Genomic DNA, 20,810 nt, shown 5'->3' with positions numbered 1-20,810 from the left:
CGGGCGTTCGCGTTCGGTTCAGGTGAACCGTGCTCCTGCCTTCACGGGAGCACGGCGCATTATGAGAAAAGCTGAAAGGCAGAAACCACCCTATTCCGCCGGTTGCGCCGTCGCAGCGCGGTTGTCGCCGGGCTTGTAGGTCAGCAGGCGGCGGCCCAGGCGCGGGCCGACCCATTCCTCGATCCCCAGCGCCAGGCTGAATGTCGCGGGCACGATCACCAGCGTCAGCACGGTCGAGAGGATGAGCCCACCGATCACGGTGATGCCCATGGGCGCGCGCCATGCGCCGTCGCCGCCCAGCGACAGGGCGGTGGGCACCATCCCCGCCACCATCGCCACGGTGGTCATGACGATGGGCTGGGCGCGCTTGTGCCCGGCGTCGATGATCGCCTCCAGCTTCGGCACGCCCTTGCCCATCTCCTCCAGCGCGAAGTCGATGACGAGGATGGAGTTCTTGGCGACGATGCCCAGCAGCATCAGCAGGCCGATCAGCACCGGCATCGACACCGGATTGCCGGTCAGGTGCAGCGCCACCGCCCCGCCCAGCGGCGCCAGCAGCAGCGACCCCAGGTTGACGAACGGAGGCATCAGCCGCTTGTAGAGCAGCGTCAGCACCGCCAGCACCAGCATGATGCCGGAAATGACGGCGATGACGAAATTCTGGATCATCTCCGCCTGCCACTTGCTGTCGCCGGTATTCAGCTTCTGCACGCCCAGTATCTTGCCGGCGGCGATGGCCTTCATGGTCGGCAGGGCGTCGATCTTGGCCATGGCCTGGCTGGTCACGATGCCCGGCGCCAGGTCCGCGCCCACGACGATGCGGCGGATCTGGTTGTAGCGGCGGATCTGCGTCGGGCCCGCGCCGAATTCTATGTCGGCCACGACCTTCAGCGGTACGGACCCGCCGCTGACCGTGGGCACCGGCATGTTCTGGATCGTCGCGAGGTCGCGCCGGCTGTTTTCCGCGACCGCCACGCGGATCGGAATCTGCCGGTCGGACAGCGAGAATTTGGCGCTGTTCTGGTCGATGTCGCCGATCGTCGCGACGCGGATCGTCTGGCTCAGCGCGGCGGTGGTGACGCCCAGGCTGGCGGCCAGGTCGAAGCGCGGCTTGATGACGATTTCCGGCCGGTTCATGTCGCCCGCCACCCGCGGCGCACGGATTTCATGGATGCCCGCCATTTCCGCCACCAGCCTGTTGGCGGTTTCCTCCAGCTTCACCGGATCGTCGCTGCCGAACATGATGATGATGTCGCGGCCGAAGCCGCCGCCCGACTGCGACTGGAAATTGACGCGGGCGTCGGCCACCTGCTGGAATTTGGGCGCGACCTTGCGTTCCCATTCGACGGAGGAGATGGGCCGGTCCTTCCTCAATGTCAGGAAGATGTCGGCGCCCGTCGTCTGGATGTCGGCAAAGGCGGCCTCTACCATATCCTTGTCGGCGGCGAGCATGTCCGCGACCTTGCGCGTGATCGCCGTCGTCTGTTGCAGGGTGCTGCCGGGCACGGTTTCGATCTTCACCTGACTGAAATCGGTGTCGATCGTCGGCTGGAACGACATGGGCAGCGTGCCGAAGGCGAAGATCGTGGCGACAAAGGCCAGGAAACCCATGCCCAGCGTCCAGATGCGGTGGTCGCGAATCCAGGCGGTGAAGCGGGCCATGCCGCCACGGGCGCGATGGGCGACGGCCTTGCGCTCGTCCAGCGACCAGCGCAGCACGGCCATATAGGCGTCCATCAGCCAACCCTCGCCATGGCTTTCCTGGCCATGCGCCTTCAGGAAATAGGCCGCGATCATCGGCGTGATCAGGCGCGCGACCGCCAGGCTGAGCAGCACCGCGACCACCACGGTCATGCCGAACTGAATGAAGAACTGTCCCGAAATGCCCGGCATCAGCGCGACGGGCAGGAACACCGCGACGATCGCCATGGTGGTCGCCAGCACCGCGAGGCCGATTTCGTCGGCGGCGTCGATGGATGCCTGATAGGCGCTTTTGCCCATGCGCATGTGGCGCACGATATTCTCGATCTCGACAATGGCGTCGTCGACCAGCACGCCCGCCACCAGGCTGAGCGCCAGCAGCGAGATGCCGTTCAGCGTGAAGCCCATCATGTCCATGAACCAGAAGGCCGGGATCGCGGACAGCGGAATGGCGAGCGCGGAGATCATGGTCGCGCGCCAGTCGCGCAGGAACAGGAAGACGATGACGACGGCCAGCACCGCGCCCTCGATCATCGCCTGCATGGCGCTGTGATACTGGCCCTTGGTATATTCGACGCTGGTGTAGAGCTGCTTGTACTGGACCTTCGGATTTTCCTTCCGGAGCTGGTCCAGCACCTTCATCGCCTCGTCGAAGACGGTGACGTCGGACGATCCCTTGGCCTTTTCCATGCTGAAGCTGGTCACTTGCCGTCCGTTCATCAGGGACAGCGAACGCTGTTCGGCATACATGTCGCGCACGTCGGCCAGATCGGCCAGCTTGACGGTGCGGCCGCCGGAAATGGCGATCTGGGTCTGGCCCAGGGCATAGGCGTCGCGGGCGTTGCCGAGCACGCGGATCGCCTGTTCGGCGCCCGCGATTTCGGTGCGGCCGCCCGCCGCGTTGAGGTTCACCTGCTGAAGCTGCTGGTTGACCTGAGACGCCGTGATGCCATGCGACTGCAGCTTGGCCGGGTCCAATATGACGCGGATTTCGCGGGACACGCCGCCGCCGCGCTTGACCGCCGCCATGCCCGGCACGGCCAGCAGCCGCTTCGCCACCGTATTGTCGACATACCAGGACAGCTCCTCCAGCGTCATGTCGGTCGCTTCGGCGCTGAAATAGGCGATAGGCCCGCCGTCGATGTCCACCCGGCTGACCTGCGGCTCCAATATCCCTTCGGGCAGGTCGCTGCGGATCTGGTCGACGGCGTTCTTCACATCGTTGACGGCGCGGTCGACGGGCGTGCCGATCTGGAACTGCACATTGGTGTTGGATTCGCCCTCCGACACCCAGGATGTGATCTCGTCCACGCCGCTGATGCCGCGCACGGCGGCCTCGACGCGCTGCGTCACCTGCGTCTCCAGCTCCGTCGGCGCGGCGCCGGGCTGGCGCACGACGACGCTGGCCATGGGGAAGCTGACGTCGGGATTCTGGTTGACGTCCATCCGGCTGAAGCTGACCAGGCCGGCCAGCAGCAGCGCGACGAACAGGACGATCGGCGACACCGGGTTGCGGATGGCCCAGGCGGAGATATTACGAAAACTCATGACGGCTTCCTCGCCTGCCGGTGGATGCGCCGGTCAGACGCATCCCGCCGCTTCATTTCGACTTGCCGGCTTCCGGCTTCACCTTCTGCCCCGGCGTCAGGAAGGCGCCGGCCGAAGCCACGATGCGTTCGTCGCCGTTGAGGCCGTTCAGGATCGACACGCCCGCATCGGTCACCTGACCGATCTTGACGTCGCGCCGCTGCACCTCGTCCCGGCCGTTGACGACATAGACGAAATTGCCCTTCTCGTCGCTCTGCACCGCCGATTCCGGCAGCATCGGCGCGGAGCCGGTGCCGCTGACGATCGCGGCGGATGCGAAGCCGCCCGGACGGATCGCCGGATTATAGGGGATGGCGATGCGGGCGATGCCCTGCCGGGTCTGATTGTCGACCACCGGCGACACCTGCCAGACGCGCCCGGCAAATTGCGCCGTGCCGCCGACCGGGGTCACGGTGGCGCTGTTGCCCGGACGGATCGCGGCCAGATCGCCCTCGCTGACCTGGGCCAGCATCTCCATCTCCCCGCCCTTCGCCATGCGGAACAGCACGGCGCTGCCCGAACTCACGATCTGGCCAGGTTCCACCGCGCGGGTCAGCACCAGGCCCGCGGCGGGCGCGCGGATGTCGAGGCGGCCGGTACGGGCGCGCTGTTCGGCCAGCTGCGCGATGGCGACGCTGACGCGGGCATTGGCGGCGTCGCGGGTGGCGGTGCGCTGGTCGATGTCGGCCTGGCTGATGAAGCCGCGCGACACCAGCGCCCGGGCGCGGTCGAGCTGCGCCTGCGCCAGCTTGGCGTCGGCGCGGTTGACCTCCACCTGCGCGGCGAGGGAGCGGATCTGCTCGGTCTGGACGGAGCGTTCGACCGTCGCCAGCACCTGACCGGCGCGCACCCAGTCGCCCGGCTGGACCAGCACGCGCGTCACCGCGCCGCCTTCCCCGACCACGCCCACCGGCATCTCCACCCGCGCCGCGAGCGATCCGGTGGCGCTGACGGTGTTCGATACGGTCGACCGGCCCGGGCTGATCACCGTCACGACCGGCGCCTGCACGGCGCCGGCGGGCGCCTCCGCCCCTTTGCCGTGCATGCTGACCCAGGTGGCGGCGGCGATCAGGATGATCGCGATCACGGCGCCGATCGTCAGCCGACGGCGCCAGACGGAGCGTTCCTCCTGCTCGCCAAGGACATTTGCCGGAGCGTCGCCGACCAATGAAGTTTCGTAATTCATCCTGAACCCATCTTTCGGCCATAGGCGCCGTTCGGGTTGCTGTATTATATGAATACATCACCCGGCTCAAGCCCCCATTATCACGGCGGTGCGGAGGACGGCAAAGCCCTTCCGCCGCGCCTGCGGGCCCTTGCCAAAGCGGCGCGACTATGGCGCTATGCCCTGTATGGCGGCTGGAGGGCGGCGATGGAATTGCTCGGATGGATCATGGTCGGCCTGTTCGCGGGCGCCATCGCGCGGCTGGTCATGCCCGGGCGCGATCCGGGGGGCTGCGTCGTCACCATATTGCTGGGCATCGCCGGCGCGCTGCTGGCGGGCTATGTCGGGCGGCTGCTGGGCGTCTATGCGCCCGGCGAGCAGGCGAGCTTCATCGCGGCGGTGCTGGGGGCGATCGGCGTGCTGGCGCTCTATCGCTTCTTCTCCGGACGGGGCTGAACGCAAAAAAGGGCCGCGCCCTTTCGGGGCACGGCCCTTTTGATCGTCTCCGGCGCTGTTTAGCGGACCGAACCGCGACGGACCAGATTGACGATCGCGAGCAGGATGATGGCGCCGACCAGCGACACGAGGAAGCTGTAAAGCGTCAGGCCGTCATTGATCGAACCGCCGCTGAAGATCAGGCCGCCGATGAACGCGCCGACGATGCCGACGACGATGTTCAGCAGGATGCCCTGTTGTGCGTCGGTCCGCATGACCATGCTGGCAAGCCAGCCGATGATGCCGCCGACAACGAGCCACAAGATGATGCCCATTTCTCACTCTCCTTGGACCATAGCCCCTTTCGGGTGGGCTGATCTGTTCAACGGAGAAGTCGGCGTTACGTTCCCTTTCGCACTTGACAAAGAAGAAGGCCGCCGGATGACATATCCGGCGGCCTTCCTGTGCGACCCTTCATTGCTGAAACGGATGATCAGTATTTCTGCTGCCGTTCGTAGAGGGACTTGTAATATTGGATGCGCGTCACGCGCAGGCCGTGCATGCCCGAACGGTCGACGGCGCGCTGCCAGCTCGCAAATTCCTCCAGCGTCAGCGAATAGCGCGCGCAGGCTTCGTCCACGGTCAGCAGGCCGCCGTTCACGGCCGCCACGACTTCAGCCTTGCGGCGCACGACCCAGCGAGTCGTATCGACGGGCGGCAGGCTTTCCAGAGTCAGGGGTTCTCCAAGCGGCCCGACGACCTGTGCAGGTCTGATTTTCTGGTTTTCGATCATTATCACCCTCAATAAGCGGCACTGGCGTTGCCGATTTCAGCAGTGCTTGCCTGTTTGCGCTTCAAGCCCTGAACAGGCCCTAAAGCGCCACGGTAAACGCCCCCTTCATCATCCTTTCCCCACCTTTAAACGGTTCGCGATCAACGGGTTAAAGCTGCCCGCGAGCCCCACGGCCTCGATCTTGCCGCCGGAACGTGGCGCGAGAATATCGGCCAGTTCCTGGACCCAGTCTCCCTCGATCTCCTGCCCCCGCAGGACGCCTGCGACCGCCTGCGCGGTGGGGCTGGCCGCCTGCGCCGCCGCCGAAGCGGCCCGCAAGGACGGCCAGACCGGCACGCGCCGCCGGCCCGAAGGCTTGACGAAGCCGGCCTTGAGCCCGCCCGTCCTGAGGAATCCCAGATCCATGCGAGAGCGGTTTACGGAGCAAAGGATAAGGTCCGGTAAATTTGCCCCCAAAATGGGGTATGGAATGCGACGAAACGTTGAATTCGTCTGGCACCCCGAAGGGCGGGCGACTATATGCGCGCGCATGCAGCCCCAGTTCCAGCTAAACGAGCCGCTCGATGCGCGGCGCATCGTCGTCGCCATGTCCGGCGGCGTGGACAGCAGCGTCGTCGCAGCGCTCGCCGCGCGCACGGGGGCGGAGACCATCGGCGTCACGCTCCAGCTCTACGATCATGGCGCGGCGGTGGGGCGGACGGGAAGCTGCTGCGCCGGGCAGGACATACGCGACGCGCGGGCGGTCGCGGATCGCATCGGCATCGCCCATTATGTCTTTGATTACGAAAGCCGGTTCCGGGATTCGGTGATCGCTGATTTTGCCGACGAATATATGGCCGGGCGCACGCCCATCCCCTGCGTGAAGTGCAATATGGGGGTGAAGTTCACCGATCTGTTTGCAATAGCCCGCGATCTGGGCGCCGACTGTCTCGCCACCGGCCATTATGTGCGTCGGGTGGAGGGAGCGCAGGGCGCCGAACTGCATCGCGCCGCCGATCCGGCGCGGGACCAGAGCTATTTCCTCTTCGCCACGACTCAGGCGCAGCTCGACTATCTGCGCTTCCCGCTGGGCGGCCTGCCCAAGCCGCAGGTGCGGGAGATCGCGGCCGAACTGGGCCTGTCGGTGGCGATGAAGCCCGACAGCCAGGACATCTGCTTCGTACCCGACGGCGACTATGCGAAGATCGTGCGCAAGCTGCGGCCCGACGCTGATGAGGGCGGCGACATCGTCCATATCGACGGCCGCGTGATGGGCACGCACAAGGGGATGATCCACTATACCGTCGGCCAGCGCAAAGGGCTGGAGATCGGCGGCCAGGCCGAACCGCTCTATGTCGTGCGGCTGGATGCGCAGGCGCGGCGGGTGATCGTCGGGCCGAAGGCGGCGCTCGCGGTTTCGGCGGCAAGGCTGAGCGACATCAACTGGCTGGGCGGGGATTTTTCCGGGCCCTTGACGGCCAAGGTGCGCTCCATGGCCAAACCCGTCCCGGCCCGGCTGGAGGGTGAGCGGCTGGTCTTCGACGCGCCCGAATATGGCGTCGCGCCGGGGCAGGCGGCGGTGCTCTATGCCGGGGACCGGGTGCTGGGCGGCGGCTGGATCGCAGCGACGGAAGCGGCGCTGGCGGAGGCGGCGTAAGCCCCTCCCCGCTGCGACTAAGCTACGCCTGCGGCATGGCAAGTCTCGCTCCCCTCCCGCAGGCGGGAGGGGTTGGGGGTGGGCCTGCGCGACCTTGTTCTTTCAGGCTTTCGCAAGTAAGGCCCGCGCGTCATGACTCGTCCGCTCACCTTCGCCATTCCCAAGGGCCGCATTCTCGATGAGGCGCTGCCCCTGCTTGCCAAAGCCGGTATCGAGCCGGAGGCGGAATTCCATGACAAGAAGAGCCGCGCGCTGCGCTTCGCCACCAACCGGCCGGACGTGTCGATCATCCGCGTGCGCGCCTTCGACGTGGCGACCTTCGTCGCGCATGGCGCGGCGCAGATCGGCATCGTCGGATCGGATGTGCTGGAAGAGTTCGACTATTCGGAAATCTATGCGCCCGTCGACCTCGACATGGGGCATTGCCGCCTGTCGGTGGCGGAACCCGAAGGTCTTGCCGACGAGGACGAAGCGGCGATGAGCCATGTGCGCGTGGCGACCAAATATCCCCACCTGACGCGCAAATATTATGAGGCGCGTGGCATTCAGGCGGAATGCGTGAAGCTGAACGGCGCGATGGAGCTGGCCCCTTCGCTGGGCCTGTCGCGGCGGATCGTGGACCTTGTGTCCTCGGGCGCGACGCTGAAGGCCAATGGGCTGGTGGAAACCAACGTCATCATGCAGGTGTCGGCGCGGCTGATCGTCAATCGCGCCGCGTTCAAGATGCGATCGGCGGAACTGACGCCGCTGGTGGATGCCTTCCGCAAGGCCGTGGGGGTCAAGGATGCGGCGTGATCCCTTCACCGTCGTTCGCGCGCAGGTGGGAACCCGTCTCCCGCACGTTGCGCTTGGTGCGTCTTATGGGAGATGGATCCCCGCCTCCGCGGGGATGACGGCAATGGAAAGGGTGCGCCCATGACCTTCCGCCTTTCTACCGCCGACAGCGATTTCGCAGCCGCCTTCGCCGCCCTGGTCGATGCCCGGCGCGAGGCCGATGAGGATGTGTCGCGCGACGTCACCGCTATCCTGAAGCGCGTGCGCGCCGAGGGCGACGCGGCGCTGGCCGACTATACCAGCCGTTTCGACCGGCATGACCTGAACGTCAGCGGCTGGGCGGTCGAACCCGCCGAATGCCGCAAGGCGCTGGACGGCCTTTCGACCGAATTGCGCGACGCGCTGGAACTCGCGGCGGCGCGGATCGCGGCCTATCATGAAAAGCAGAAGCCGCAGGACAGCGACAGCGTGGACGCGGCGGGCGTCCGTCTCGGCGCGCGCTGGAATGCGGTGGATGCGGCTGGACTGTACGTGCCGGGCGGACGGGCGGCCTATCCCAGTTCGCTGCTGATGAACGTCATCCCCGCCAGGGTCGCGGGCGTCGAGCGCATCGCCATGGTCACGCCCACCCCCCATGGCGAGATCAACCCGCTGGTGCTGGCCGCGGCCGCCATCGCCGGGATCGAGGAGATCTGGCGCGTCGGTGGGGCGCAGGCGGTGGGGGCGCTGGCCTATGGCACGGACCGGATCAGGCCGGTCGACGTCATCACCGGCCCCGGCAACGCCTGGGTGGCGGAGGCGAAGCGACAGCTTTACGGCGTGGTCGGCATCGACATGGTGGCGGGTCCGTCGGAGATCGTCGTGGTGGCCGACGGCAAGAACGATCCCGACTGGATCGCCGCCGACCTGCTCAGCCAGTCGGAGCATGACCCGACCAGCCAGTCGATCCTGTTCACCGACGACGCGGCCTTTGCCGATGCGGTCGCGGCGGCGGTGGAGCGGCGCCTGCCCCTGCTCGCCACGCAGGCAGTCGCGACCGCGAGCTGGAACGCCAATGGCGCGATCATCGTCGTGCGCGACCTGGAAGAGGCCATGCCGTTGGTCGACCGCTTGGCGGCCGAGCATCTGGAACTGGCGGTCGACGATCCCGACGCGCTCTTCAAGCAGGTGCGCCATGCCGGTTCCGTCTTCCTGGGCCGGATGACGCCGGAAGCGGTGGGCGATTATGTCGCCGGGCCGAACCATGTGCTGCCGACCGGCCGCCGGGCGCGATTCTCCTCCGGCCTTTCGGTGCTGGATTTCATGAAGCGCACCAGTTTCCTCAGCCTCGATCAGAACGCCATCGACGCCATCGGCCCGGCCGCCGTCGCGCTGGCGGAGGCGGAGGGGCTTCCGGCCCATGCTGCATCGGTGGCGCTGCGTTTGAAATAATTTCCCCCCTCGCTGCGTTCGGCAAAGGGCTTCGACAGGCTCGGCCCGAACGGTTATGGAAAGACTATGAACGACCGCTCCAAATCCCGCTCCGCCGCGCGCCTCGCCGCGGTGCAGGCGCTCTACCAACTTGAGATGGAGGGCACGCCGCTCCACCTGCTGCTGCATGAATTCCACCAGCACCGCCTGGGCGCGACCATAGAGGATGTCACCTATGCGCAGGCGGAGGAAAGCTTCTTCGACGATGTCGTGCAGGGCGTGGACCGGCGGCGCGAGGAGATTGACGGGCTGATCGTGGCGCGGCTCTCCAAGGGCTGGAGCCTGGAGCGGCTCGACAAGCCGATGCGGCAGATCCTGCGCGCCGGGACGTATGAACTGCTCGCCCGCAAGGATGTGGCGACCGGCACGGCGATCAGCGAATATGTCGACGTCGCCCATGCCTTCTACGACAAGCGCGAGGCGGGTTTCGTGAACGGGCTGCTGGACGCCGTGGCCAAGGACGTGCGGAAATAGGAACAGAAAATATCCGTTCGGACTGAGCTTGTCGAAGCCCTTCACTTCCTTAAAAAGAAGAAAAAGCCGTTGGCTTCGCCGGCCTTCGGCTCGACAAGCTCAGGGTGAACGGATTTCATTTCAATGTCCGCTGAATCCCGTTTCCTGACCCTTCTCCGCCTGCTGGCGAACGATCCTGCCGCCCAGGGCTTGCGGGACGATGTGGCGGTCCTCGAAATCGGCAGCGCCCGCCTGATCCTCACCAGCGACACGATGGTGGAGGGGGTGCATTATCTGCCGGCCGATCCGCCCGCGGACATCGGCTGGAAACTGGCCGCCGTGAACCTGTCCGACCTCGCTGCCAAGGGCGCGAAGCCGGTCGGCTGTCTGCTCAACTATGTGCTGTCCGGCGACGACGCCTGGGACGCGGCCTTCCTTGAAGGATTGGGCGAGGCGCTTGGCCGCCATGCCATGCCCTTGCTGGGCGGCGACACGGTGCAGATGCCCAAGGGCGCCCCGCGCAGCTACAGCCTGACCGCGCTGGGCGAAGCGACGGGCCCGATCCCGGCGCGGAGTGGCGCGAAGGCCGGCGACCGGCTCTATCTGACCGGTCCTGTCGGGGATGCGGGCGTGGGCCTCGACCTGCTCAGGAACATGCCCGGCGCTTCGGGGCCGCTGGTCGAGGCCTATCGCCGCCCGCGTCCGCGTCTGGCGGAGGGCGCGCTGCTCGCCCGCCATGTCCATGCGATGATGGATGTATCGGACGGCCTGCTGATCGACGCCGCCCGCATGGCGGAGGCGAGCGGCCTTGCCGTCACCATCGACCATATCCCGCTCTCCCCCGCGCTGGAGGCGACGCGCGGAGCCAGCAACGCCGTTCAGATCGCCGCGGCTCGGGCGGGGGACGATTATGAACTGCTCTTCGCCCTTCCCGCCGCGGTGAAGCCGCCCGTGCGCGCCATACCCGTCGGCCGCTTCGCCAAGGGCGGGGGACTGACGCTGACGATAGACGGCGTGGCGATCCCGCTGCCGGACCGGCTCGGCTGGGAACATGGCTGATTTGCCTTAATATCGTAACGGGTTGACGCACGCCGTCCGCCCTGTAGCTTCACCCCCGACCTTTCTCAGCCCGGTAGGACCGCATGATGTGCGTGAGCTACGATGCTGATTGACGCGGTGCCCGACGCCGGAAGCGCATGTTCCGGCCGCCCGCCCTTACGCCCTTCGCCCGCCCGTCATTCCCTGCGGAGCGGCCGATGACAGGCATAACAGGGGGAGAGGAACATCCATGCAGATTGTCACGATTGCCATAGGGTGCGGCCTGCTGGCCGTGCTCTACGGCCTCATCACCAGTCGACAGGTGCTGGCGGCGTCCGCCGGCAATGAAACCATGCAACAGATTGCGGGCGCGATTCAGGAGGGGGCGAAGGCCTATCTCGGCCGCCAATATACGACCATCGCCATGGTCGGCGTCGTCGTCGCGGCGCTGGTCTTCTTCTTCCTTGGCGTGACATCGGCGGTCGGCTTCCTGATCGGCGCGATCCTGTCGGGGGCGGCGGGCTTCATCGGCATGAACATCTCGGTCCGCGCCAATGTCCGCACGGCCGAGGCCGCGCGCGGCACGCTGCAAAGCGGGTTGACCGTCGCCTTCCGGGCGGGCGCGATCACCGGCATGCTGGTGGCGGGGCTGGCCCTGCTCGCGATCAGCGTCTTCTTCTGGTATCTGACCGGACCCGCGGGCCATGCGCCCGACGACCGGATCGTGATCGACTCCCTCGTTGCGCTGGCCTTCGGCGCCAGCCTCATTTCCATCTTCGCGCGGCTTGGCGGCGGCATCTTCACCAAGGCGGCCGATGTCGGCGCGGACCTTGTCGGCAAGGTGGAAGCGGGCATTCCGGAGGACGATCCCCGCAACCCCGCCGTCATCGCCGACAATGTCGGCGACAATGTCGGCGACTGCGCGGGCATGGCGGCCGACCTGTTCGAAACCTATGTGGTGACGGTCGGCGCGACCATGGTGCTGACCGCGCTGCTGGTGACGGGCGTCGACAACGCCTTCCTGATGCGCCTGATGTCGCTGCCGCTGATCGTCGGCGGGGTATGCATCATCACCTCGATCATCGGCACCTATATGGTGCGGCTGGGCGCGAGCCAGTCGATCATGGGCGCGCTCTACAAGGGGTTCTGGACCACCGCGATCCTGTCCATCCCGGCGCTCTATGCCGTGACGCAGTTCGCGCTGGGCGACCTCAACGCCCGTTTCGGCGCCGATCTGGACGGCGCAGGGGGGTACACCGGTATGGCGCTGTTCTGGGCGATGATGGTCGGCCTCGCGGTCACGGGCCTGATCGTCTGGATCACCGAATATTATACCGGCACCAACTACCGCCCGGTGCGCAGCATCGCCCGGGCGTCGGAAACCGGCCATGGCACCAACGTCATCCAGGGGCTGGCCGTCAGTCTGGAGGCGACGGCCCTGCCGACGCTGGTGATCGTCGTCGGCATCATCGTCGCCTATCAGCTTGCGGGCCTGATCGGCATCGCCTTCGCCGCGACCGCGATGCTGGCGCTTGCCGGGATGGTGGTGGCGCTGGATGCCTATGGCCCCGTCACCGACAATGCGGGCGGCATCGCGGAAATGTCGCATCTCGACGACAGCGTGCGGGTCAAGACCGATGCGCTCGACGCCGTGGGCAACACCACGAAGGCGGTGACGAAGGGCTATGCCATCGGATCGGCGGGCCTGGCCGCGCTGGTGCTGTTCGGCGCCTATACGGAGGATCTGAAATTCTACAACTCGGCTCTCGGCCTTACCGAGCCGGTCGATTTCAGCCTCTCCAACCCCTATGTCATCGTCGGCCTGCTGCTGGGCGCGCTGCTGCCCTATCTGTTCGGCGCGATGGGCATGACGGCGGTGGGCCGCGCGGCGGGCGACGTGGTCAAGGACGTGCGCGACCAGTTCGCCACCAACAAGGGGATCATGGAGGGCACCTCGCGTCCCGATTATGCCCGTACGGTGGACCTCGTCACCCGCGCCGCGATCAAGGAGATGATCGTGCCCAGCCTGCTGCCGGTGCTGGCGCCGATTTTCGTCTATTTCGCGATCTCCGCGGTGGCTGGCACGCCCAACGGCTTCGCGGCGCTGGGCGCGTTGCTGCTGGGCGTCATCGTCTCCGGCCTGTTCGTCGCGCTGTCCATGACCTCCGGCGGCGGGGCCTGGGACAATGCGAAGAAATATATCGAGGACGGCCATCATGGTGGCAAGGGCAGCGAAGCCCATAAGGCGGCCGTGACCGGCGATACGGTGGGCGATCCCTACAAGGACACGGCTGGCCCCGCTGTCAATCCGATGATCAAGATCACCAACATCGTCGCCCTGCTGCTGCTGGCCGCCCTGGCGCACGGCGCGTAATGCCCCGTTAAAAAAGGGAAAGACAGCAAAATGGCTCCGCCCTATAGAAAGGCGGGGCCATTATATTATGGGGGTAAGATTGAGGGGGCTTTCTGTCGTCGCGGGCATGGCGCTCGCGCAGCTTTGCGTGTCGGCCAGTGCGCAAATGGCGCCTGTACCGCGCAAGGAATGGCCGATCGAGGCCTTTGCCGAACTGCCGATGATGGTGGAACCGCAACTCTCGCCCGATGGGATGCGCCTCGCCGCCAGGGTGTCGCGCAATGGCGAACTGCTGCTGATGATCGCCTCCATCATCGAAGAGCCCAACCGTATCCGCACCCTGCAACTGGGGGAAAACGATCTCAACTGGTGGCGTTGGGTCAATGACGACTGGCTGATCGCGGGCATAGGCAGCGAAACCAACGTCCAGGGCATGCCCTGGTCGATCAGCCGCGTCGTCAGCATCAAGCGCGACGGGTCGAAGATCAACCTGCTGGCCAAGAATGTGGCGGCGCAGAATGGCGATGACGTCATCTGGGTCGCCCGCGATGGCACGCCGCGCATCCTGCTCGCCTATCAATCGTCCATCTTCGGCAGTGAACTCGGCTTCTGGCCGCAGGTGGACGAGGTGGATGTCGCCACCGGCAAGATGCGCCCGATGGTGCAGTCGCGCCAGAATGTCATGTCCTGGTATGCCGATGCGACCGGCACGGTGCGCATGGGCGTGGGCTATGACGATGCCACGCGCATGTCGAAGCTGCTCTATCGCGTCGACGGCCGGTCCGGTTTCCGCACGATCGACCGGGCCAATCGCCGCCGCGACGAATCCATGGTCGTGCCGCTGCTGTTCACGGCCGATCCGGGCAAGGCGATCGCCAGCGACGATCATGAGGGTACTGACGCGCTGTACGAATATGACCTGACAAGGCTGGAACTGGGCAAGAAGATTTTCGCCGCGCCCGGCTTCGACATAGACGGGATCGAACGCGACACCGCCGGCACCGGCCTCGCCGGGGTGCGCTATACCGCCGAAGGACCGGGGGTGCACTGGTTCGACGAGGGGTTGGCGAAGATCCAGGCCGACATCGACAAGGCGGTGGGCGCCCATCGCCGCGCCCGGATCGTGTCCACCAGCCGGGATCATCAGCGCATGATCGTTCACGTCGGCAGCGCGGACCAGCCGGGCACCTATTATTATTACGACACCGCCGCCGGCGCGATGAGCATCCTGTCGAAGATCAGCGAAAATTTCGGGCCCGGCGTCCATCTCTCCCCGGTCAGGACGATCCGTTACAAGGCGCGCGACGGGCTGGAGATCGCGGCGGTGCTGACCGTGCCGGCGGGCAAGGACCCCAAGGGTCTGCCGTTGATCCTGATGCCGCATGGCGGCCCCTTCGCACGGGACAGCGAGGAATGGGACTGGTGGGTGCAGTTCCTGGCCTATCGCGGCTATGCGGTGCTGCAGCCCAATTATCGCGGCTCCTCCGGCTATGGCACCGCCTTTGCGGACAAGGGCGAGGGGCAGTGGGGCCTTGCCATGCAGGACGACCTCAACGACGCGGTCGACTGGGCGGTGAAGGAAGGGATTGCCGACGCGAAGCGCGTCTGCATCGTCGGCGCCTCCTATGGCGGCTATGCGGCGATGCGCGGCGCACAGCGCGACGGCGCGCGCTACCGCTGCGCGGTCTCCTATGCCGGCGTGTCGGACCTCTCGGCCATGATGCGCTATGACCGCCGCTTCCTCAATCATGGTTCGCGCAAGGACTGGATGAAGGAGCAGGCCCCCGATTTCACCGCCGTTTCTCCGATCAATTTCGCCGCGCAATTCTCAACGCCGATCCTGCTGATGCATGGCAGGAAGGACCGGCGGGTGCAGGTGAACCAGTCGCGCGAAATGGCGGAGAAGCTGAAGGCGGCGGGCAAGGTCGCCGGACGCGACTATATCTATGTCGAACAGCCTTTGGCCGACCATTTCTTTTCCCGCCAGGCCGATCGGCTGGAATTCCTCCAACGGCTCGACGCCTTTTTGAAGGACCATAATCCGGCCTGAAACCGGGCCTGCGACGTCGAACCGCGCACTATAGCGGGCCGAACGGTTCGGCGTCGGGCGAGATTGTCATAAATTAGAAATGAGATAGTCACATGAATGTAACGCATCGGTCATAGTTCGCCCGCGTCCGCCACGATGGCGAGGGGAGATTGACTTCATGCGACTGACCCACAAGCTGCTGCCCGCGCTTGCCCTGCTGGCTGTCCCGGCCGTGGCGCATGCCAGCGAGGACGAACAGCTCTGGACCACGGCGAACGCGACGGTGAAGCTGAGCGATCATTGGCGCTTTTCGCAAGAGGTCGTCGCCCGGTTCAGCAACGATCGCGACGGGCTGTACGAGGTCGAGATGAATTCGCTGGTCGGCTACAGGATCGGCAAGAAGGTGACGGTCTGGGCGGGCTATACCCATGACCCGCAATATGACGCGGGCCATTTTTCCGTGATGGAGCATCGCGGGCGCCAGCAGGTCACCTTCGACAATATCGTGAAGATCGGACCCGGCCAGCTCAGCGCGCGCCTCCGGCTGGAGGAGCGCTGGCGCGAGGGGATCGACGGCACCGCCTGGCGGCTGCGTCCCTATGTCAAATATGTGCTGCCGTTCAGGGAAGGCGGCAGGACCGCGCTGCTCCTCAGCCATGAGAGCTTCATCGACTTCAACACCACCAATTTCCAGCGGGTGCAGGGGGAGGAGCGGATGCGCAACCTGATCGCCATCACCACCCCCGTAGCGAAGAATGTGAATGCGGAGATCGGCTATCTGCACCAGCACGGCTTCCGCCCGGACGCCGACGACAGCAATGACAATGTCGCGTCCTTCTCGCTGAACTTTTCCTTCTGATCTGCGGCGCGGGGGTGCGATCGAGCCGCATCTTCCGCGCGGAAAGCCGGAAAAGCCGAGGGTTGAGGACCGCACCATAGTCTCGAACATTCTCCCTCGTCGCCATCGTGGCTCCAATGGCTCAATATGTCCCCAACCTTCGTGCCTTACCCCATCGGAATCCGGCCACTGACTTCTCAGGAACACGGTGCATTTGACCGTAGCAAATGGCCAGTTATGTACGTTCGCACTTCCCCTCGCCTTCAGGGGAGGGTGGGGCTTAGCATCCACTTTCCACCCAATATCAACCTGCGCGCTCTACCCTAGGCCGAGCGCCGTCGCCGTCCAGTAGGTAAGGCCCGCCGCGACATAGGCCAGGATGAACAGATAGCCGATCATGAACAGCGGCCATTTCCAGCCGTTGGTCTCGCGTCGCGTCACCGCGATGGTGGAGATGCATTGGGGCGCGAAGACGAACCAGGCGAGGAAGGCGAGTGCGGTCGGCAGCGGCCAATTGTCCTTCAGCCGGTCGCCCAGGCTGCGTTCCAGCTTCGCTTCATCCTCGTCGGCGTCCAGCGAATAGACGGTGGCGAGCGCGGACACGGCCACTTCGCGCGCCGCCATGGCCGGGATCAGCGCGAGCGAGATGTCGCGGTTGAAGCCGATCGGCGCGAGCACCAGGTTGAGCCCGTTGGCGACACGTCCCGCGACCGAATAGTTGACCTGGCTGATGCCGCTATCTTCCGGCGCCTTGGGAAAGCTCAGCAGCACCCAGAGGATCACCGTCGAGGTGAAGATGATCGTGCCCGCGCGCTTGAGGAAGATCACCGCGCGCTGCCAAAGGCCAAGCAATATGTCCTGTGGGCGCGGCCATTGATATTTGGGCATCTCCATCAGGAAGCCGCCGCTCGCGCCCTTGGTGACGGTGCGGCGCAGCACCAGCGCGGCCAGCATCGCGCCGACGATGCCGGAGATGTAGAGGCAGAACAGCACCAGCCCCTGCAAGCCGATGCCGAGCGCCACCGTTCGGGCCGGGATGAAGGCGCCGATGATCACCGCATAGACCGGCAGCCGCGCCGAACAGGTCATCAGCGGCGCGATCAATATGGTGGTCAGCCGGTCCTTCGGGTCCGCGATGGTGCGGGTCGCCATGATCCCCGGCACCGCGCAGGCGAAGGAGGAGAGCAGCGGGATGAAGGCCCGCCCAGACAGGCCCACCTTGGCCATCAGCCCGTCCATCAGGAAGGCGGCGCGGACCATATAGCCGGTCGCCTCCAGCATCAGGATGAAGAAGAAGAGGATCAGGATCTGCGGCAGGAACACGATGACAGATCCAACGCCGTTCAGCACCCCGTCGACCAGGAAGGAACGCAGCAGCCCATCGGGCAGCGCGGCCGTCACGGCGTCGCTGGCGCTGGCGACAAAGCCCTCGATCATGGCGATCGGCGCTGCGGACCAGGCATAGACCGCCTGGAACATGATGAAGAGCAGCGCGAGCAGCAGGATCAGCCCCGCCACGGGATGCAGCGCCACCCGGTCGACAGCCGCGGTCAGCCGGCGGGAGGGGGTTTCGCGCACGATGGCCGCGCGGGCAATCCGGCGCGCTTCCCGGCGCAGCCCTTCGAAATCGCGCTGTTCGGCTGAAGCGCGGACCTTGCCTGCGCTGCCGTCGAGCATCGATTCAAGCTCGCCGCGCAGATGATCCAGGCCGCGCTTGCGCACCGCCACGGTGGAGATCACCGGCACGCCCAGTTCACGGGAGAGGATATGGGCGTCCAGTTCCAGCCCGTCGCGGGTGGCGAGGTCGACCATGTTGAGCGCCACGATGGTCGGCAGGCCAAGCGCGATCAGTTCCAGCGCGAAGCGGAGGTGATTGTCGAGATTGGACGCGTCGACCACCACGACCAGCGCGTCAGGCAGGCGCTCGCCCGCCTGCCTGCCCAATATGACGTCGCGCGTCACCTGTTCGTCGGGACTGGTGGGGTTGAGGCTGTAGGTGCCGGGCAGGTCGACCAGTTCGATCGGGCGGCCGTCCGACAGGGAAAAGCGGCCCGCCTTGCGCTCCACGGTGACGCCGGGATAATTGCCCAGCTTCTGCCGCGCCCCGGTCAGGGCGTTGAACAGGGCGCTCTTGCCGGCATTGGGATTGCCGACCAGCGCGATCAGCGGCAGGTTCGTCACAGGTCGCTGTCCGAGGGGCCGGTGCGGACCGTGATGGCGGCGGCATGGTTGCGGCGCATGGCGATGGTCATGCGGCCGACCTTGCAGGCGATCGGCCCGCGGCCCAGCAACCCGCCATGGTGCAGCGCTTCCACGCTCGCGCCCTCGCACAGGCCGAATTCACGCAGCCTTTGCCCGTCGGACGCGGACAGCGCGTTCCAGTCGATCAGGTCCACATAAGCGGGTTGGCGCAGCGGCAGGTCGGTCAGGCGCAAGGGTAAGGCACTCGTCATTTACTTCTGCGAGTGACTATCAATACCGATTGGAAAAGGCCAGCGCGAATCGGTGCGGCGGCGCGGCAGATTATATGGCCGGGTAGCGCAGCCGCCCGATGAAGCGGGCGAAGCTCAGCCGTTCGCCGCCGCTAATGCCCTTCCACTGGGCCTTGGCGCGCTCGAAGCGCATCACGCCTTCGATCCGCCGCGCCAGGAAAGCGCGGGTCTCCGCCCAGTCATCGCTCTCATCATCGACGAAGACCAGCAGGGTCGCGGCATAAACCCCCGCCAGCGTCAGGCGCTTGCTGTAATGATTGAGGTCCGTCGACTCGTCGCCCGCGGCGCGCCACATCACGTCCGCCGCGCGCCAGCCGAGTTTGGCGGCGCGGGCCGCGTTGCGGGGCATGGCCATGACCGCCTGCGCCCGGCGCAGCGCTTCCCGGTCGCGCGCGAGCAGGGTCAGGCGGCTTTCCACCAGCCGCGTTATGCGCTGGCGGATCGACAGGGCCGCCAGCTTCTCAGCCGGCAGCGCCTCCAGCATCCGCGCATCGATGCTTTCGAACCAGGCATCGATCATGTCCATCGCGCCCCCTGGAAAGGCCAGCGCGGCGATGTCGGCATCGATGCCGCACTGCTCCGCCGCCATGGCCACCGCTTCCCGGCGCCAGCCGTCGAAGGCGGCATGGCGGGGCAGGATCGGGGCGAGCGCGGCCCGCACTTCGTCGAGCGTCATGTCTTGATGCGTCGGGGTCATGGCCCGCTATTACGCCCCGCCGCGCAGGCGTACAAGCGCGCGGACGCATTAGCCGAGATGAAGGCGGGGAAAGCAAAACTTGGCGGCATGGCGACGGCCAGGGTCTTGAAGCGGCTACCTAGGCATCCTAGCTGGCTTTGGCAGGCAAGTCCCGTTGCAATCTGCAACTTTGAAAAGGGAGTATTTCATGGCGAATCTGTTCGAACCGGTACAGCTCGGGGCGATCCATGCCCCCAATCGCGTGCTGATGGCGCCGCTCACGCGCGGCCGCGCGACCCGCGATCATGTGCCGACGCCGATCATGGCGGACTATTATCGCCAGCGCGCTTCGGCCGGCCTCATCATCAGCGAGGCGACGGGCATTTCGCGGCAGGGGCTGGGATGGCCCTTCGCGCCGGGGCTGTGGTCGGAAGAGCAGGTTGAGGCGTGGCGGCCGGTGACGGAGGCCGTGCATGAGGCAGGCGGCCGGATCGTCGCGCAACTCTGGCATATGGGGCGCGTGGTGCACAGCAGCGTGACCGGCGAGCAGCCCGTCTCGGCCAGCGCCACCGCAGGACCGGGCGACGCGCACACCTATGAGGGCAAGAAGCCCTATGAACAGGCGCGGCCTTTGGCCATAGACGAAATTCCGGGCGTGATCGCGGATTATGTCCGCGCTGCCAAAAACGCCATCGCGGCCGGTTTCGACGGTGTGCAGATCCATGCCGCGAACGGCTATCTGATCGACCAGTTCCTGCGCGACGGCAGCAACCATCGCGACGATATTTATGGCGGTTCGATCGAAAATCGCGTGCGCCTGCTGCGGGAGGTGACGCAGGCGGTGGCCGACGCCATCGGTGCGGACCGCGTGTCGGTGCGGCTGTCCCCCAATGGCGAGACGCAGGGCGTCGACGACAGCAATCCTTCCGCCCTGTTCGCGGCGGCCGCGGACGTGCTGCAGCAGATCGGCATCGCCTTCCTGGAACTGCGGGAGCCGGGGCCGGACGGGTCCTTCGGCCGGACCGACGTGCCGCGCCAGTCGCCGGTCATCCGCCGGCATTTTTCCGGGCCGCTGATCCTGAACAGCGATTACGACCTGGAGCGGGCGCAGCGGGATCTGGACAGCGGCCTGGCCGACGGCGTGAGCTTCGGGCGCGCTTTCCTGGCCAATCCGGACCTGCCCAAGCGCCTGCGGATCAATGCGCCGCTCAATGGCGCGAACATGGCGACCTTCTACAGCCAGGGCGAGGAAGGCTATGTCGACTATCCGGCGCTGGAGGAAGCGGCCTGAATAGAGGTCTGGGGGGTGAAAGGTGGACACCCCCCTTCACGCCTTAGGGAGGCGGGCGGGATCGGCCAACTTCGGCCTC

Annotated in this window: 18 protein-coding genes; 10 read left to right on the top strand and 8 right to left on the bottom strand. The window is 66.1% G+C overall.

All coding sequences use genetic code 11. The annotated features are described in order from the left end of the window. Positions 1-90: 90 nt before the first annotated feature. Positions 91-3,249, bottom strand: coding sequence for an efflux RND transporter permease subunit (locus EGM87_RS15495; protein ID WP_025549753.1), 3,159 nt, complete (start codon positions 3,247-3,249; stop codon positions 91-93). Positions 3,250-3,301: 52 nt separating this feature from the next. Further along, positions 3,302-4,474, bottom strand: a complete 1,173-nt coding sequence (locus tag EGM87_RS15490; RefSeq protein WP_137709635.1) for an efflux RND transporter periplasmic adaptor subunit — start codon at positions 4,472-4,474, stop codon at positions 3,302-3,304. Between the two features lie 186 nt (positions 4,475-4,660). On the opposite strand from EGM87_RS15490, the gene EGM87_RS15485 reads away from it, so the two are divergent. Continuing rightward, complete coding sequence (locus EGM87_RS15485; RefSeq protein ID WP_025549751.1) at positions 4,661-4,909, top strand: GlsB/YeaQ/YmgE family stress response membrane protein; 249 nt, start codon at positions 4,661-4,663, stop codon at positions 4,907-4,909. Positions 4,910-4,968: 59 nt separating this feature from the next. Here the strand turns inward: EGM87_RS15485 and EGM87_RS15480 are convergent, their stop codons facing one another. The 3 genes from EGM87_RS15480 to EGM87_RS15470 form a co-directional block, all read right to left on the bottom strand. Then, positions 4,969-5,223: a GlsB/YeaQ/YmgE family stress response membrane protein gene (locus EGM87_RS15480; RefSeq protein ID WP_025549750.1), complete on the bottom strand. Its 255-nt coding sequence runs from the start codon at positions 5,221-5,223 to the stop codon at positions 4,969-4,971. Positions 5,224-5,381: 158 nt separating this feature from the next. Next, on the bottom strand, positions 5,382-5,681 hold the full coding sequence (gene sciP, locus EGM87_RS15475) for a CtrA inhibitor SciP (RefSeq protein WP_007687284.1): 300 nt from the start codon (positions 5,679-5,681) through the stop codon (positions 5,382-5,384). A 108-nt stretch (positions 5,682-5,789) separates the two neighbouring features. Beyond that, entirely contained in the window at positions 5,790-6,086 is a 297-nt protein-coding gene (locus EGM87_RS15470) for a hypothetical protein (RefSeq protein ID WP_025549749.1), read from the bottom strand. A 124-nt stretch (positions 6,087-6,210) separates the two neighbouring features. Here EGM87_RS15470 and mnmA point away from each other — a divergent pair, with 124 nt between their 5' ends. From mnmA to EGM87_RS15430, 8 genes are all read left to right on the top strand, one after another. Continuing rightward, on the top strand, positions 6,211-7,317 hold the full coding sequence (gene mnmA, locus EGM87_RS15465) for a tRNA 2-thiouridine(34) synthase MnmA (RefSeq protein WP_044661219.1): 1,107 nt from the start codon (positions 6,211-6,213) through the stop codon (positions 7,315-7,317). A 132-nt stretch (positions 7,318-7,449) separates the two neighbouring features. Beyond that, on the top strand, positions 7,450-8,112 hold the full coding sequence (gene hisG / locus EGM87_RS15460) for an ATP phosphoribosyltransferase (protein ID WP_025549747.1): 663 nt from the start codon (positions 7,450-7,452) through the stop codon (positions 8,110-8,112). Positions 8,113-8,232: 120 nt separating this feature from the next. Next, complete coding sequence (gene hisD / locus EGM87_RS15455) at positions 8,233-9,522, top strand: histidinol dehydrogenase (RefSeq protein WP_137709636.1); 1,290 nt, start codon at positions 8,233-8,235, stop codon at positions 9,520-9,522. A gap of 66 nt (positions 9,523-9,588) precedes the next feature. After that, complete coding sequence (gene nusB / locus EGM87_RS15450) at positions 9,589-10,035, top strand: transcription antitermination factor NusB (protein WP_048576400.1); 447 nt, start codon at positions 9,589-9,591, stop codon at positions 10,033-10,035. Between the two features lie 123 nt (positions 10,036-10,158). Then, positions 10,159-11,073 (top strand): thiamine-phosphate kinase, encoded by a 915-nt coding sequence (thiL, locus tag EGM87_RS15445; RefSeq protein ID WP_137709637.1) that lies wholly within the window; start codon positions 10,159-10,161, stop codon positions 11,071-11,073. Positions 11,074-11,302: 229 nt separating this feature from the next. After that, a complete protein-coding gene (locus EGM87_RS15440; protein ID WP_025548289.1) occupies positions 11,303-13,426 on the top strand; it encodes a sodium-translocating pyrophosphatase in 2,124 nt (707 codons plus the stop codon). Between the two features lie 106 nt (positions 13,427-13,532). Continuing rightward, positions 13,533-15,455: an alpha/beta hydrolase family protein gene (locus EGM87_RS15435; RefSeq protein ID WP_171010017.1), complete on the top strand. Its 1,923-nt coding sequence runs from the start codon at positions 13,533-13,535 to the stop codon at positions 15,453-15,455. A gap of 157 nt (positions 15,456-15,612) precedes the next feature. Then, positions 15,613-16,293: a DUF2490 domain-containing protein gene (locus EGM87_RS15430; RefSeq protein WP_048576397.1), complete on the top strand. Its 681-nt coding sequence runs from the start codon at positions 15,613-15,615 to the stop codon at positions 16,291-16,293. 297 nt (positions 16,294-16,590) lie between these two features. Here the strand turns inward: EGM87_RS15430 and feoB are convergent, their stop codons facing one another. From feoB to EGM87_RS15415, 3 genes are all read right to left on the bottom strand, one after another. Beyond that, positions 16,591-18,453, bottom strand: a complete 1,863-nt coding sequence (gene feoB, locus EGM87_RS15425; RefSeq protein WP_044661212.1) for a ferrous iron transporter B — start codon at positions 18,451-18,453, stop codon at positions 16,591-16,593. Next, positions 18,450-18,707, bottom strand: a complete 258-nt coding sequence (locus EGM87_RS15420) for a FeoA family protein (protein ID WP_025548285.1) — start codon at positions 18,705-18,707, stop codon at positions 18,450-18,452. The genes feoB and EGM87_RS15420 overlap by 4 nt, the downstream gene beginning before the upstream one ends. Positions 18,708-18,795: 88 nt before the next feature. Then, complete coding sequence (locus EGM87_RS15415; RefSeq protein ID WP_137709639.1) at positions 18,796-19,461, bottom strand: COQ9 family protein; 666 nt, start codon at positions 19,459-19,461, stop codon at positions 18,796-18,798. Positions 19,462-19,648: 187 nt separating this feature from the next. On the opposite strand from EGM87_RS15415, the gene EGM87_RS15410 reads away from it, so the two are divergent. Then, positions 19,649-20,731 (top strand): alkene reductase, encoded by a 1,083-nt coding sequence (locus tag EGM87_RS15410; RefSeq protein ID WP_025548282.1) that lies wholly within the window; start codon positions 19,649-19,651, stop codon positions 20,729-20,731. The last annotated feature ends 79 nt before the right edge of the window (positions 20,732-20,810 follow it).

Source organism: Sphingobium sp. RSMS, from assembly GCF_005406185.4.
GTDB lineage: Bacteria > Pseudomonadota > Alphaproteobacteria > Sphingomonadales > Sphingomonadaceae > Sphingobium > Sphingobium fuliginis.
The sequence above is the reverse complement of the archived record's forward strand: the minus strand, read 5'-3'. Positions and strand labels throughout refer to the sequence as shown.